This is a genomic window from Microbacterium gorillae, assembly GCF_000826185.2.
GTDB classification, from domain to species: Bacteria; Actinomycetota; Actinomycetes; order Actinomycetales; family Microbacteriaceae; genus Microbacterium; species Microbacterium gorillae.
This window is the reverse complement of the sequence record NZ_LN648873.1, coordinates 69,509-84,435: the sequence shown is the minus strand read 5'-3', so window position 1 is coordinate 84,435 and position 14,927 is coordinate 69,509. Positions and strand designations below refer to the sequence as shown.

At 69.4% G+C, this 14,927-nt stretch carries 15 protein-coding genes; 11 read left to right on the top strand and 4 right to left on the bottom strand.

Going from position 1 to position 14,927, the window contains the following annotated elements:
• Positions 1–13: 13 nt before the first annotated feature.
• From BN1193_RS03385 to BN1193_RS03365, 5 genes are all read left to right on the top strand, one after another.
• Positions 14–820, top strand: a complete 807-nt coding sequence (locus BN1193_RS03385; protein WP_040164099.1) for an ABC transporter ATP-binding protein — start codon at positions 14–16, stop codon at positions 818–820.
• Positions 817–2,010 (top strand): enterochelin esterase domain-containing protein, encoded by a 1,194-nt coding sequence (locus tag BN1193_RS03380; RefSeq protein ID WP_052460389.1) that lies wholly within the window; start codon positions 817–819, stop codon positions 2,008–2,010. The genes BN1193_RS03385 and BN1193_RS03380 overlap by 4 nt, the downstream gene beginning before the upstream one ends.
• Positions 2,011–2,039: 29 nt before the next feature.
• Positions 2,040–2,708, top strand: a complete 669-nt coding sequence (locus tag BN1193_RS03375; RefSeq protein WP_040164097.1) for a DNA alkylation repair protein — start codon at positions 2,040–2,042, stop codon at positions 2,706–2,708.
• On the top strand, positions 2,705–3,592 hold the full coding sequence (locus BN1193_RS03370; RefSeq protein WP_040164096.1) for an aldo/keto reductase: 888 nt from the start codon (positions 2,705–2,707) through the stop codon (positions 3,590–3,592). The genes BN1193_RS03375 and BN1193_RS03370 overlap by 4 nt, the downstream gene beginning before the upstream one ends.
• A gap of 279 nt (positions 3,593–3,871) precedes the next feature.
• Positions 3,872–5,362 carry an HNH endonuclease signature motif containing protein gene (locus tag BN1193_RS03365; RefSeq protein WP_094770253.1) on the top strand — a complete coding sequence of 497 codons (1,491 nt, stop codon included), beginning with the start codon at positions 3,872–3,874 and terminating at the stop codon, positions 5,360–5,362.
• Between the two features lie 328 nt (positions 5,363–5,690).
• Here the strand turns inward: BN1193_RS03365 and BN1193_RS03360 are convergent, their stop codons facing one another.
• From BN1193_RS03360 to BN1193_RS03345, 4 genes are all read right to left on the bottom strand, one after another.
• Positions 5,691–6,338, bottom strand: a complete 648-nt coding sequence (locus tag BN1193_RS03360; protein ID WP_040164094.1) for a response regulator transcription factor — start codon at positions 6,336–6,338, stop codon at positions 5,691–5,693.
• Complete coding sequence (locus tag BN1193_RS03355) at positions 6,335–7,471, bottom strand: sensor histidine kinase (RefSeq protein ID WP_040164093.1); 1,137 nt, start codon at positions 7,469–7,471, stop codon at positions 6,335–6,337. Before BN1193_RS03355 ends, BN1193_RS03360 begins: the two co-directional genes overlap by 4 nt.
• Positions 7,468–7,995: a hypothetical protein gene (locus BN1193_RS03350; protein WP_040164092.1), complete on the bottom strand. Its 528-nt coding sequence runs from the start codon at positions 7,993–7,995 to the stop codon at positions 7,468–7,470. The genes BN1193_RS03355 and BN1193_RS03350 overlap by 4 nt, the downstream gene beginning before the upstream one ends.
• A gap of 102 nt (positions 7,996–8,097) precedes the next feature.
• Positions 8,098–9,567 carry a helix-turn-helix transcriptional regulator gene (locus tag BN1193_RS03345; protein ID WP_040164090.1) on the bottom strand — a complete coding sequence of 490 codons (1,470 nt, stop codon included), beginning with the start codon at positions 9,565–9,567 and terminating at the stop codon, positions 8,098–8,100.
• Positions 9,568–9,727: 160 nt separating this feature from the next.
• Between BN1193_RS03345 and aceA the strand changes: the two genes are divergently transcribed.
• The 6 genes from aceA to BN1193_RS03315 all read left to right on the top strand — a co-directional run bounded on the left by aceA (position 9,728) and on the right by BN1193_RS03315 (position 14,849).
• Entirely contained in the window at positions 9,728–11,044 is a 1,317-nt protein-coding gene (gene aceA, locus BN1193_RS03340) for an isocitrate lyase (RefSeq protein WP_040164088.1), read from the top strand.
• A gap of 31 nt (positions 11,045–11,075) precedes the next feature.
• On the top strand, positions 11,076–12,803 hold the full coding sequence (gene aceB, locus BN1193_RS03335; RefSeq protein WP_094770252.1) for a malate synthase A: 1,728 nt from the start codon (positions 11,076–11,078) through the stop codon (positions 12,801–12,803).
• Between the two features lie 79 nt (positions 12,804–12,882).
• Positions 12,883–13,551, top strand: a complete 669-nt coding sequence (locus BN1193_RS03330; RefSeq protein WP_040164594.1) for an NUDIX hydrolase — start codon at positions 12,883–12,885, stop codon at positions 13,549–13,551.
• Positions 13,552–13,719: 168 nt separating this feature from the next.
• Entirely contained in the window at positions 13,720–13,902 is a 183-nt protein-coding gene (locus BN1193_RS03325; protein WP_040164086.1) for a CsbD family protein, read from the top strand.
• A gap of 86 nt (positions 13,903–13,988) precedes the next feature.
• The gene (locus BN1193_RS03320; RefSeq protein ID WP_040164084.1) at positions 13,989–14,252 is read left to right on the top strand and encodes a GlsB/YeaQ/YmgE family stress response membrane protein; all 264 of its coding nucleotides are present in this window, start codon (positions 13,989–13,991) and stop codon (positions 14,250–14,252) included.
• A 78-nt stretch (positions 14,253–14,330) separates the two neighbouring features.
• Positions 14,331–14,849 (top strand): lipocalin family protein, encoded by a 519-nt coding sequence (locus BN1193_RS03315; RefSeq protein ID WP_040164083.1) that lies wholly within the window; start codon positions 14,331–14,333, stop codon positions 14,847–14,849.
• Positions 14,850–14,927 lie beyond the last annotated feature (78 nt).

Below are 14,927 nucleotides of genomic sequence, written 5' to 3'. Positions count from 1 at the left end.
GCGAAAGGACGACATGACCACCACCGACGCGCTCGCCGCCACCGGACTGACGCTGCGCTACGAGGCCCGCGAAGTGGTCCGGGACCTCGACGTCGCGATTCCCGCGGGCAAGGTCACCGTCATCATCGGGCCGAACGCGTGCGGCAAGTCCACGCTGCTGCGCGCGCTCGCGCGCCTGCTGACCCCGGCCGCCGGCACCGTGACGCTGCAGGGAACGGATATCCGCTCGCTCGGGTCGAAGGACCTCGCGCGTCGCCTCGGGTTGCTGCCGCAGTCGCCGCTCGCGCCGTTCGGCATCACCGTGGCGGATCTCGTCGGACGCGGGCGCTTCCCGCACCAGCGGATGCTGCAGCAGTGGTCCGCGGACGACGAGCGCGCGGTGTCGGCGGCGATGACGGCGACCGGTGTCGCGGAGTTCGCCGACCGCGGCGTGGAGGAGCTCTCCGGCGGCCAGCGCCAGCGCGTCTGGATCGCGATGCTGCTCGCCCAGGACACCCCGGTGATGCTGCTGGACGAACCCACCACCTACCTCGACGTCTCGCACCAGCTCGACGTCCTGGAGCTCTGCCGCGGACTGAACCGGAGCGAGGACCGCACCGTCGTGCTCGTCCTGCACGATCTCAACCAGGCCGCCCGGTACGCCGACCACCTCATCGTGATGAAGGACGGCGCGATCGCCGCCGAGGGCGACCCGGCCACGGTGCTGACGGAGAAGCTGCTCGAGGACGTCTTCCGCCTGCGCGCGCACGTGCAGTCCGACCCGGTGTTCGGCACCCCGCTTGTGATTCCGATCACGAGTGTGACCGAGGATGCGGGATGATGCGTCCCAACGCTCAGCCGGCGCCGCCGGAGGTACCTGCGGCGATCCGCGGCGAGAGCGACGCCGTCGCGGCCTTCGTCACCGATCTCCGGGCGTCAACCGCGCGGGATGGTGTCGTCGCCGCGTTCTGGGCCGGACCGGGCGCGCGGACCCCGCTGATCGAGCCCCACGGCGCGCGGTCCCGCCGCGTGACGTTCCTGTTCCGCGACTCCGAAGCTGACGCGGTCCACGTGACGCTGAACCGCATCTCCCACACGCTCGAGGACTCGACGCTGGAGCGTGTGCCGGGCACCGACGTGTGGCACGCCACCTTCGTTCTGGACTCGGCGTGGCGCGGTTCGTACACGGTCCTCGCCGCGGACGCCCGCACCTCGGCTGACCTGATCGAGCGCGAACCGCGATGGGCCATGCGCGTCATGCGTGAGAGCGGCGTGGTGGACCCGCGCAACCCCGCGACGCTGCAAGCGTACGGCGGCGTCGGCGCTTCGGTCGCCGAGCTGCCGGACGCTCCTCCGCAGCCGCATCTGGCCTCCGCCTTCGCCGGCGAAACGCGTGAGCTGACGTCCCCGAGCGGCCGCCGAGTCTGGGTGCACCGTCCCGCGCGCGCCGCCGAGGACGAGCCGCGTCCGCTGGTCATCGCGTTGGACGGCGAGGTGTGGCACGCGTCCGGGTACGCGGCCGCCGCGGTGGATCACCGCACGGACGAGCGCGCCCCGGTGATCGCCATGATCGATTCCGGCGGCGTCGTGCGCCGGATGAGCGAGCTCAGCATCGACGGCACGATGACCGCCGAGATCGCCGACGAACTGCTGCCGTGGCTGCGGACCATCACCGCGGTCAGCCCGCATGCCGCGGACGTCATCGTCTCCGGCGAGAGCCTCGGCGGTCTCACGGCGCTGCGCACGGCGTTCGAGCGCCCGGATGCCGTGGGCGGTGCACTCAGTCAGTCCGCCTCGCTCTGGCAGTACGACATGCTCGAGCTCGCCGGCGCGGCGGACGCGACCCGGCTGTTCCTGACCGTCGGGGTCCACGAACCGACGATGCTCCCCCAGCACCGCGCGCTCCGCGATCTCCTCGCGGGCTCGCCGCACCGGTTCGCGTACCGGGAGTATGAGGGCGGCCACGATCTCGCGTGCTGGCGCGGCTTCTTCGCGGACGGCGTCGACGTCCTCTTCCCGCCGTCTTCCTAGACTGGAGGAAACCGCCGACAGGAGGACCCATGACGACCGTGGCCGACGTGCGCCAGGAGCTGGACGCGCTGGAGGACCCGAAGGCGCGAGCCGTCAACGAACGCCATGGCGACGATCACGGCGTGAACCTGACGAAATTGCGAGCGGTGGCCAAGTCCGCCGGTGCCGATCCGGAGCTCGCCCGGCAGTTGTGGGAGACCCAGGACACCGCGGCCCGACTGGTGGCGCTGCTGGTGGCCAAGCCGAAGGATTTCACCGCCGACGAGTATGACGCGATGATCCGGTCCGCCCGGGCGCCGAAGATCCTCGACTGGCTGGTGAACTATCTCGTGAAGAAGTCGAAGGTCGCCGAGGAGCTGCGGGTGCGCTGGTTCGACGACGCGGACCCGGACGTGGCCGCCGCCGGCTGGGCGCTGACGAGTGAGCGCATCATCAAGAAGCCGGACGGTCTGGACCTGCCCGGACTGCTCGATCGCATCGAGGCCGAGATGGTGTCCGCCCCGGAGCGGCTGCAGTGGGCGATGAACGACGCGCTCGCCCAGATCGGCATCTTCCACCCGGACCTGCGCCCCCGCGCGCTGGCGATCGGTGAGCGATTGGAGGTCCTCAAGGACTACCCCACCGCCCCCGGCTGCACGTCCCCGTTCGCGCCCATCTGGATCACCGAGATCGTCCGCCGTCGAGAGGGAACCTCATGACCGACGCCACCGCACCCCTCTCCCTCAACACCGGCGCACTCGTGCCTCGCCTGGGCTTCGGCACGTGGCAGATTCCCGACGACGAGGTCGGCGAGCTGGTCCAGAATGCGATCGCGGGCGGCTACCGGCACATCGACACCGCCTCCGGCTACGCGAATGAACGCGGCGTGGGACGAGGCATCGCCGCGTCCCACGTCGGGCGCGACGAGCTGTTCGTGACGACCAAACTCAACAATCCGGACCAGGGCCACGACCGCACCCTCGCTGCGATCGACCGCAGTCTGGAGCTGCTGGGCCTCGATCACGTGGATCTGTACCTCATCCACTGGCCGTTGCAGGACGACGAGCGCCTGCTGAGCACGTGGTCCGCGTTCGAGGAGATCCTCGCGTCCGGCCGCGCGCGTGCCATCGGGGTGAGCAACTTCGGCACCCGGCACCTGGAGCTCCTCGCCGGCCATTCCGACGTCGTCCCTGCGGTGAATCAGATCGAGCTGCATCCCGGCTTCCCGCAGACGGAGCTGCGGGCGTATCACGACGCCCACGGCATCATCACGACGTCATGGAGTCCCCTCGGCGGCACCTCCGGTTCAGGCTGGGGTTCGGAGAGCCGCCCCAATACCGTGCTGACCGACCCGGTGATCACCGGCATCGCCGACGCGCACGGTGTCACCCCCGCGCAGGCCGTCATCCGCTGGCACCTGCAGCACGACCTCGTGGTGATACCGAAGTCCCGGTCCGCCCAGCGCATCGCGGAGAACGCGGATGTCGCGGGGTTCGCCCTCACCGACGCGGAGATGGCTGCGATCGACGGGCTCTCCGGTCCCGGCCGGGTCGGTGCGGACCCGGACACCGCCGACTTCGGCGCACGCAGCGACTGGCGCTGATCTTCCGCGGCCGTGGGGCGCTCTCGTTCTGGAGACGGCTGGGTCTCCTGCGGCTTAAGACGACCGGGAGGGCGCGCGGGTTGCGTCGCCGGGTCGCGTTTCCGAGGGGTCAGGCGAACGCTGAAAGGGGTCCGGAGGGGGGTGGAAGTGGGGTCCCCGGGGGTCGTGGACTATCGGGCTACGGAGGTCGCACTGGACCCCTGTTTGGGACTACGTAAAAGACTACTGAACTGGGCTTTACACCGCTTCATGAGGTCGCCTGAACGGTAGAATCAGGGTATGGAAACCTCGATGGAGCAGGCCCGGGGGCTGATGGCACAGACCATCACCGCCGTGACCGCCCTGCTCCAGGAGAACCGACTCACCACCGCGTCGCGGACCGAGCTGTTGGACTTCGCGATCGACGCCGGGGCCCTGCTCCGCACCACCCAAGCCGCGCTCATCGTCACGACCGCGGAAGCGGAGGAACGGTCCGCTTCCCCGTCGGGTGAGCAACGGTTCGATGTGGCGTGTGGGTGTCGGAACGTGAACGAGCTCATGCAACGCACCACCGGTGCCGCACCCGCCACGATCAAGAACTGGTCAAGGCTCGGGAAACTCGTCCGGGAAGATCTCGCGATGACCGGGGACCGCCGGCCCGCTCGCTTCCCCGCACTCCGCGACGCACTCCTGACCGGACGGATCGGAGCCGACGGCCTCGCCGCCGCCACGGTGCCGCTGGATCAGATCCGTGACCGGGTCCCGGCCGACCACCTCGCGCTCGCCGACCAGGCCCTCGCCGATGTCGCCGGAACCGACGACGATGACATCGTCCTCGCCGAACAGGCGGCGGGTGCTGGGGACTGGGGCGCTCCCGCCACAGATGAACCCCCGACGCTCGCACGTCGCTCAGTCCCCGTGATGAGCGACACGCTCCGTGTGCACGCCGGAGCGTGGGCGACCGCCCTCGACCAAGACGGCGCCGAACCGCAAGACGAGCGCGCAAGCCGGCTCCGGTCCCTGTACTTCGGGATCGCACGGGACGGGATCGTCCCGATCCGCGGGAACCTCCTGCCTGAAGTCGCCGCACAGTTGCAGACCGTCATCGACGCCATCACCAACCCCCACGGCAAAGACAAAGGCGTCCGATTCCGTGAGACTGACGAGCCCGTCGTGCATGATGACCGCACCATCGGGCAACGCGCCCACGACGCCCTCGCCGCGGCCCTCACGGTCGCGGCGTCGTCTGACCTGTCGATCATCGGCGGCGCCGCCCCGACCTTGGTCGTCCACGTGAAACAGGCCGACCTCGCCTCCGGCACCGGATGGGGCCATGTGACCGGTGCTGACGCGACCGGCACGAATGTTCCCGTCTCCGTCGCGGTCGCCACCCACACGGCCTGCGTCGGCCAGATCCAGCGGGTGGTCACCGGGAAGAACGGACGGGTGTTGGCGACGACGATCGCGGACCGCATCTTCAACGCCACCCAGCGCCGGGCGATCATCGCCCGCGACCACACCTGCATCATCCCCGGATGCCATACCCCGGCCCGCTGGTGTGAATTCCACCATGTCACCGAGTGGCACGACGGTGGGCCCACCAGCATCGACAACGGTGTCCTCCTCTGCTGGAACCACCACCGCTACCTCGACACCAACGGCTGGGCCATCCGCATTGTCGACGGGGTACCCGAAGTCCGAGCACCCCACTGGTACGACCAAACCCACAGCTGGCACCCCACACGGCCGCCGGCCCCGAAGCTCCCGTCCCGAATCCCGGCACGAACATGACCCACCGGGGAGAACTCCGCCCACCGCGCGCCGCGCTACACCGGGCTTCCTCCTGCGCTCGTTCAACCGCGGGCCGTACAGACACGCTGGTGTGGCCCATGGGCTCGTCCACCGTCCGCCATGTACGTCGCGACCCGACCTCCGGAACGATCCGCGGCACCACCTCCGCGACGCGACCCGCGCACTCAACGCCGGAGCCTCGGCGGCTCCCATCAAAAGCGAACGAACCCAGCCACGTCAGGAACGCGGCGTCCGTCACGAACCTCATGACATTCGTCTGGGCCCATACGCCCGCTCGACGGCCAGGACCCGAGGACGACCGCGCGGGTCAGGAGCGGACGCGGGCGATCGCCTGGGCGCGGTCGCGGACGCCGAGCTTCGCGAAGAGGGCGTTGATGTGTGTCTTCACGGTCGAGACGCCGACATAGAGGCGTGCCGCGATCTCGGCGTTGTTGAGCCCGTCGGAGATCAGGGAGAGCACCTCCCTCTCGCGCGGGGTCAGGTCCGGGAATCGTGCCGCCAGTTCGTCGACCGGGGCCGCCGCCGCTCCCGCTGCCGCGCTCACAACGCGCGCCGCGACCTCGGCCGCGAACGTCGTCTGCCCGCCGGCGACGGACCGGATCGCCATCGCGATCTGCTCACGTCCGGCGTCCTTCGTGAGGTACCCGCGCGCTCCCGCCCGCAGCGCGCCGAGGATCGAGTCGTCGTCCGCGTAGGTCGTGAGCACGAGGACCGCCGCCTCCGGCACGTCCGCCGCGATGCGCCGTGTCGCCTCGATGCCATCGACGTTCGGCATGCGGAGGTCCATGAGCACGACGTCCGGCCGTTCGGCCACGGCGAGCGCCACCGCCTCGTCGCCGTCGGACGCGAGACCGACCACGACGACGTCCGGCAGGAGCGACACGATCGTCGCGAGCCCGTCTCGGACCAGGTCCTGGTCGTCCGCGATGAGAACCCGGATCCGCGCGTCGCTCATGCGCTCGCCCTCCCCGGCCCGTTGGCCTCGAGCCCGGCGCGAGCGGTGACGACGAAGAAGCCGTCCACCTCCCGCGCATCGACGTCCCCGCCGAAGGGAAGCGCGGCGAACCGTTCCCGCATGCCGCGAAGACCGTAGCCACCACCGGGCGCCGCGTGCTCGGATGTGAGGTCATTGGCGACGCGCAGACCGATCTCGTCCGCGCCCCAGTGGAGCGAAACGCCGGTGTGCGCCCCCGGCGCGTGGCGCCGCGCGTTGCTCAGTGACTCCTGGACCGCACGCAGGAGCGCGGATGCGACCGCTGCCGGCACCGGGCGCGCGGAGCCCGTGACCGTCAGGTCGACCCTCTCGCCGAGCGACCGGTGCGCCGCGATGAGATCATCGATGCCGGGCATCGGGTCCGTGGGCTCGTCAGACGACGGCGCGGGAGCACGCAAAGCGGCGACGGCTCCGCGAGCGTCCGCAAGACCCTGGCCGGCCAGGACCCGCGCTTTCCGAACGCGTTCCCGCGCCTGATCGATGTGGCCGGCCTCGAGCAGCGCGTCCACGGCGTCCAGTTGGACGGTGAGTCCGCCCAGAGAGTGAGCCAGCACGTCATGCAGATCCCGCGCGAGCGCCACCCGGCGCTGTTCCTCCCGGAGGCGGGACTCCTGCTCGCGCCGGTCCGCGGCGTCGGCCTGCGCGGAACGCATGGCCCGCCGGTTGATTCCAGCCAGGACTCCGACGAGCAGCCATCCCGCGATGACCACCAGCCCCCACCCGGGCATCGGCGCGACGAGGCCGCCGATCGCGAGGGCCGCGACTCCCGCGAGCGTGACCCCTACGCCGATACTCATCCGCACGTCGCCGCGTCCGAACAGCAACAGGATTCCGACGACGACCGGAACCAGCGAGAGTCCGCCCGTCGCCGTCGCGGTCAGACACCCGGCGACCACCGCGACCGCGGCCGCGACGATGAACGGCACACGCCACCGCGGCTCCCAGAGCAGCGTCGCCGCGATCCAGCCGACGATCCCGAGAACGGCGACGATCGAGACCCAGGTCACACCGTCCAGCACGATGAGGGTGCCACCGATGCCGATCGCCGCGAGAGCGGCGATCGACAGGCTGAGCCAGCGGTTGCGTTCGGTCACGAGACCATCATGCGACTCTGCGCGGCGGCGCGCGGCAGGCGGCTCCGGATCACCGCGGTCCGCGTCGCCCGGTTGACCGCGAGCATGATGAGGATGAACCCGCCCGAGCTGAGGGCCGCACCACCGAGGTTCGCCGCAACGATGTCGATCACGATGCGAACCACGATCAGTGCGCACCAGATGCCCAGGCCGAGCCAGCCGGTGCGAGTCTCCAGCGTCGCGACCGCGCCCGATCGCCCGACCGGTACCGGCGTGGCGAGCGGCCGGAAGTGCGCGAGGTAGCCCATCCAGGCGCCGGCACCGACCCCCAGAACGATCTCGAGGACGAAAGCGGCCACATCGACCCCGCTGAACGACGTCAGCGTCCGGGCGACGATGAGCAGTCCGAGCGCCCCCATGATCAGTGGCGCCCGCCACATGCGGCCGAGATCGACGGGACGCCAGGTGGACTGCCGGTAGCCGAACCAGCCGATGAGGCCGACGACGAGGATGATGTTGACGGTGACTTCGAGCGTGGTGTTCATGAGTCCAGACTCGCCACGCAGCGCCCGCCGGAGCACCACCTCCGGGTGGAGACCGGGTGGAGATCCGCCACCGTATGCCCGTCAGTGTGGGTGCCGCGGGGGTCAGAGGGTCGTGGCCGAGTGGCGGTCGAGGAATTCGTAGACGTCGACCTTGTCCACGCCGGTGGTGGAGCCGTCCGGCATCGCCGCGAGCAGCGACGAATTGAGGCGGGCGCTCGGCCACGCCCGGCCCTGCCAGTACGCGGCGGTGTCCTCGGCGGGCTCGCGGCAGCAGGCCGGGTCGGGACACGTCGAGGTGAGTCGGCGTGAGGTGTCGCGACCGCGGAACCACTTCGCATCGTTGAAGCGCGTGCCGACGCTGACCGAGAAATCGCCGTTCGACGCGCTCACGATCGCGGACGTGCACCAGTAGGTCCCGACCGGCTTGTCGGTGTACTGGTGGTACGCGCTGAGGCGGTCCTCGACCTCGAACACCTGGCGGGCACTCCACCAGCGGCACACCCGCTGGCCCTCGACGGACCCGAGCGGATCGGTCGGGAACTGCACGTCGTCGTTCTCGTACGCCTTCGAGATCACGCCGCTGGAATGCACCTTCGTGAAGTGCACCGGAATGTCCAGATGCTTCGTGGCGAGGTTCGTGAAGCGGTGCGCGGCCGTCTCGTAGCTGACCGCGAAGTGGTCCCGGAGGTCCTCGACGGACAGTTCGCGCGCGGCCTTCAACTCGGACAGGTACGCCACCGCGCTCTCCTCCGGCACCATCAGGGCACCGGCGAGGTAGTTCGTCTCGACGCGCTGCCGCAGCAGGTCACCGTAGTCGGACGGCTCCGGCTGCCCGAGGACGTGCGCCGCGAGCGCCTGCAGCAGAGCGGAGCGCGGATCCGTCCCCGTCTGCCGGACGGGCAGGTAGATGCGGCCGTTGCGATGATCGGTGATGCTTCGCGTGCTGACCGGCAGGTCGCCGACGTAGTGCAGCGTGAAGCCGAGGTGCGCGGCCAGTTCGCTCGTGGCGCGCTGCGACAGCGGTCCCCCGCGGTGTCCGATCGCGGACAGCAATTTCGCCGCCGCCTCCTCCAGCTCCGGATAGTGGTTGTCACGCTTGCGCTGCTCGGCACGCAGTTCGGTGTTGGCCCGACGCGCCTCCTCCGGCGTCGCCGCGCGCTGCTCGTGCAGCTTCTCCAGCTCACCGTGCAGACGCAGGATCGTCTCGATCGCCTGGTCGCCGAGCGTCTTGCGGATCGGCAGCGCCTCCAGGCCCAGGGAACGGAACAGCGGACCACGCTGGGCCCGCTCGAGCGCGATCTCGAGTTCATGTCGCCGCGACAGCGGCTCCGGCGCCAGCATCGCGTCCAGCGAGGTGCCGAGCGCACGGGCGAGCTTCTGCAGCTCCGCCAGGCGCAGCTCGCGCTTGCCGTTCTCGATGACCGAGATCTGCGACGCGGCGCGGCCGATGGCCTCGCCGAGTCCTTCGACGGTCATGCCGGCGTCCAGGCGAAGCTGCCGCACACGGCGGCCGATGGTCAGCGAATCGAGCACATCTTCATCGTCCCCGGCGCGCGCGCTCGTCATCGTCATGGAGACAGCCTCCCACGCCGCAGCGTTCCGAAACTCAGAAATCTCGCAATATTTCTCCTCCGATTTGGCCGAAAACCGTCTGGCACACCCCGCAAGCTCGACTCAAGGCCCCGAACGGAGAGCCGCACAGCACGGCTTTCAGCCCAGCAAAGGAGCAATCATGACCGAGAACGCCACCCGCCCCGGAACGCAGACCCAGACCGCCGTCGAGCTCGACAAGGAGTGGCTGACCGACCCGCGCTGGGCCGACGTCCGCCGCGACTACACGGCCGAGGACGTCATCGCACTGCGCGGTCCGGTCCGCGAGGAGGCGACGCTCGCCCGTCGTGGCGCGGAGAAGCTCTGGGAGCTCATTCAGCGCAACCACGAGGACCCGAGCAGCTGGGTCTACGCGCTCGGTGCCCTGACCGGCAACCAGGCCGTCCAGCAGGCTCGCGCCGGCCTCGAGGCCGTCTACCTGTCCGGCTGGCAGGTCGCCGCCGACGCCAACCTCTCCGGCCAGACCTACCCGGACCAGAGCCTGTACCCGGCCAACTCGGTCCCCGCCGTCGTCCGTCGCATCAACAACGCGCTCCTGCGCGCCGGTCAGATCGAGTTCGCCGAGACCGGCACCACGAGCCGCGACTGGCAGCTGCCGATCGTCGCGGACGCCGAGGCCGGCTTCGGCGGACCCCTGAACGCGTACGAGCTGATGAGCGGCATGATCAACGCCGGTGCAGCGGGTGTGCACTGGGAAGACCAGCTGGCCAGCGAGAAGAAATGCGGCCACATGGGCGGCAAGGTCCTGATCCCCACCTCGCAGCACGTCCGGACGCTGAACGCCGCTCGCCTCGCGGCCGACGTGGCCGACGTCCCGTCCGTGGTCATCGCCCGCACCGACGCCCTCGCCGCAACCCTGCTGACCAGCGACGTGGACGAGCGCGACCGCGAGTTCCTCACCGGTGAGCGCACCGCGGAGGGCTTCTACGAGGTCCGCAACGGCATCGAGCCGGTCATCGCCCGCGGTCTCGCCTACGCGCCGTACGCCGACCTCATCTGGGTGGAATCCAGCGAGCCGGACCTGGAGCTGGCCCGCCGCTTCGCCGAGGCGATCCACGCTGAGTTCCCGAACCAGAAGCTGGCGTACAACTGCTCCCCCAGCTTCAACTGGAAGCGTCACCTCGACGACGAGACCATCGCCAAGTTCCAGCGTGAGCTCGCCGCCATGGGCTACGCGTTCCAGTTCATCACCCTGGCCGGCTTCCACTCGCTGAACTACAGCATGTTCGAGCTGGCGCAGGGATACCAGGCGCGACAGATGTCGGCGTACGTCGAGCTGCAGGAGGCCGAGTTCGCGGCCGAATCGCGCGGCTACACCGCCACCAAGCACCAGGCCGAAGTGGGTACCGGCTACTTCGACCGCATCGCCACGGCGCTGAACCCCAGCAGCGCCACGCTGGCACTCGTCGGCTCGACCGAGTCCGAGCAGTTCCACTGATCCGCGACACAGATTTCGAGAAGGCATCATCATGACGGAGAACACGAACCCTCGATTCGAGGTGCTGGGCGAGATCGAGCCCCGCTTCGAGGAGATCCTGACCCCGGAGGCCCTGCGCTTCCTCACCGCCCTGCACGACAGCTTCGGCGCCCGCCGACAGGACCGGCTCCGCGAGCGCTACGAGGGCCAGAAGGCGATCAACGCCGGCTACACCCCGACATTCGCCGCCGCCACCGCCGCGATCCGCGAGGAACCGACGTGGCGTGTCGCGGGCCCGGGCCCCGGCCTGGAGGACCGTCGCGTCGAGATCACCGGTCCGACCGACCGCAAGATGACGATCAACGCGATGAACTCCGGCGCGCAGGTCTGGTTGGCCGACCACGAGGATGCGACCAGCCCCACGTGGGCCAACATCATCGGCGGACAGATCAACCTGTACGACGCGATTCGTCGGCAGATCGATTTCACCTCCGATGAGGGCAAGGAGTACCGCCTCGGCGAGCAGACGCCGACGATCGTGTTCCGTCCGCGCGGATGGTTCCTCACGGAGAAGCACTTCCGCTACACGAACACCGCCGGGCTCACCGCGCCGGTCTCGGGTGCGCTGGTGGATTTCGGTCTGTACTTCTTCCACAACGCGAAGGAGCTCATCGCCACCGGACGCGGGCCGTACTTCTACCTGCCGAAGCTGGAGAGCCACCAGGGTGCTCGCCTGTGGGACGACGTGTTCACGTTCAGCGAGAACTGGATCGACATCCCGCACGGCACGATCCGTGCCACGGTGCTGATCGAGACGATCACGGCGGCGTTCGAGATGGAAGAGATCCTCTACGAACTGCGCGACCATTGCGCGGGTCTGAACGCCGGTCGCTGGGACTACCTGTTCAGCGTGATCAAGAACTTCCACGACCGCGGCCGGTCCTTCCTGCTGCCGGACCGCGCGCAGATCACGATGACGGTGCCGTTCATGCGCGCCTACACCGAGCTGCTGGTCAGCACGTGCCACAAGCGCGGTGCGTACGCCATCGGTGGCATGAGCGCGTTCATCCCGAACCGGCGTGACCCGGAGGTCACCGCTGCAGCGTTCGAGAAGGTCGCCGCGGACAAGCGTCGCGAGGCCGGCGACGGCTTCGACGGCACCTGGGTGGCGCACCCGGACCTCATCCCCGCCGCCCGCGCCGAGTTCGACGCGGTCCTGCAGGGGCGCACGAACCAGGTCGACAACCTGCGCTCGGACGTCCACGTGGAGCCGGAGCAGCTGCTGGATCTGCGCATCGAGGGCGGCACCGTCACGTGCGCCGGCATCCGCGCGAACGTCTCCGTGGCCCTGCGCTACATCGAGAGCTGGCTGCGCGGCGTGGGTGCGGCGGCCATCGACAACCTGATGGAGGACGCCGCCACGGCGGAGATCAGCCGCGGTCAGCTGTGGCAGTGGATCCACCAGGGCGCGGTCACGGACGACGGCATGCCGGTGGTCCGCGAGCGCGTGGAGTACGTCATCGAGAAGACCGTTCGCGAGCTTGAGCGCTTCCCGGAGGACCGCTTCGATGACGCCGAGCGGATCCTGCGCGAGCTGGTGCTGGGCGACGAGTTCCCGCTGTTCCTGACCGTGCACGCGTACGACCGGTTCCTCACCGACGCCCCGGCGCCGACCCGCGAGCCCGGAGGGGGACTCAGCCGGCGGCGACCCGCGAGCCCGCCCTCGCCGCCGGCTGAGTCCCCCTCCCCCTCGTGGGACCCGTGTCCCGTCTCCGGTTGAGATTCGTCTCGAATCCTCCGGAGGCGGGACACGGTCGCGTCCGGGAGCCGTCACCGATTCCCGCCCTAGGCTGGTGGTGATGACACAACGGCAGCAGGACGCGTTCGCGGAGCTGGTGGCCGCGGCCTCCGGCGGGCTCGACACCCACGGGTACCCCCTCCGCCCGGACACGAGCGCCGATCGCGTCTCGGCCGTCCTGGTCCTGTTCGGCGCCGTCGACGACACGCATGTCGGCTCCTCACGCGGATTGGCGCCGAGCGATCTGGACGTCGTCCTGGAGGTACGGGCCAGTGCGCTGCGCGCGCACCCCGGGGAGGTCGCGTTCCCCGGCGGTCGCCGGGACCCCGAGGACGTGGACCTCGTCGCCACCGCCCTGCGTGAGGCGCGGGAGGAGATCGCCCTGGACAGCGACGCCGTCGACATCGCCGCGACGCTGCAGGATCTCCCCCTGGCCGCGTCCGCGAACCGTGTCACGCCGGTGCTCGCGTGGCGCACGCGCGATGTGACGCTGGTGGCCGTGGACCAGGCCGAGACGGCCTCCGTCCACCGCGTTCCGGTCCGACGTCTGCTGGACCCCGCGACGCGGTTCACCACGGTGCTGCGGCGCCCGGTCGGCGAGTTCCGCGGACCAGGATGGCAGATCGATGACCTGTTCATCTGGGGCTTCACCGCCCTCATCCTCAACGGACTGTTCGACGCCGCCGGATGGACGATCCCGTGGGATGTCGACAACGCCGTCCAGCTCTGACGCGACTGCCCGCGGGGCGGCTCACGGCGCTACGTCATTTCGTGACGGCTCGTACGGCTATCACTTGACACAGAGGGCGTCTACCCCCCTTGCCGTGGTCTGTGAGAAGCCCCTAACGTCGGCACTGTGGTCGTGGGGACCACATCCATCAACCGAAGGAGGCCCGTCATGGGTATCGGAGATGACATCGCGAACAACGCGAAGGAAGCCGTCGGCAAGGCGAAGGAAGGCCTGGGCGACGCTCTGAACAACGAGAAGATGGAAGCCCAGGGAATCGTCGACCAGGCCACCGCCAAGGCGGACAAGGTCAAGGACGGCGTCAAGGACACCATCAACGACATCAAGAACTGAGCGGCAAGCGGGTCGCCGCCGCTGGCGACCCGCCGGCCCGCCGGTCCACACCCGTTGACCGGACCCTTTGACAGAACGGACTCGCTATGGGCTTCTTCGGATTCCTCCTCCTCGGCCTGATCGCCGGCGCCATCGCCAAGCTGATCATCCCCGGCAAACAGGGCGGCGGCTGGTTCGTCACGCTTCTGCTCGGTGTTGTCGGCGCCCTGCTGGGCGGCTGGCTCGGAGGCCTGTTGTTCGGCAAGGGGCTCGAGAATTTCTTCAGCCTGCAGACCTGGATCGTGGCGATCGTCGGCTCGATCATCGTGCTGCTGATCTACGGGTTGGTCGTCGGACGCAAGAAGGCCTGACACGCCCCGACGGCGGGTGTCCCGGAAGCCGGGGCACCCGCCGTCACCCTTCCCCCCGTCGATAAGAAAAGAAAAGACATGTCTGAAGATCTCCCCGCCGTCACGGCCGTCGATGCCATCGATCTGGCTCGCTACAGCGGACTCTGGTACGAGCTCGGTCGCCTCCCCATGAAGTGGGAGGACGCGAAGGCGACGAACATCACCGCCGAGTACACACCGGCCGATGACGGCACCATCACCGTGGACAACCGTTGCTTTGGTGACGACAAGAAGCCCACGCAGTCGATCGGGCACGCGCGCCCGGTGGACGGCGTCACCGGCAAGCTGCGGGTGTCGTTCCTGCCCGAGTTCCTGCGCTGGGTCCCCTTCACCGAGGGTGACTACTGGGTCCTGAAGATCGAACCGGATTACACCACCGCCCTGGTCGGTTCGCCCGACCGCAAGAACCTCTGGCTCCTGCACCGGGAGCCGGAGATCGATGACGGACTGAAGGCGGAGTACCTCGCCGAGGCGACGCGTCAGCGCTTCGATCTCGCCAACTGGATCACACCGGTGCAGACCGGCGCCCGCGTGACGGACGACCTCCTGAAGAAATGATCCCGGGTCGGGCGATCAGCGCCGCTGCGATGACTCCGCGGCGCTGATCGGCACGACGGCTCCGGCCGGGTCGACGTG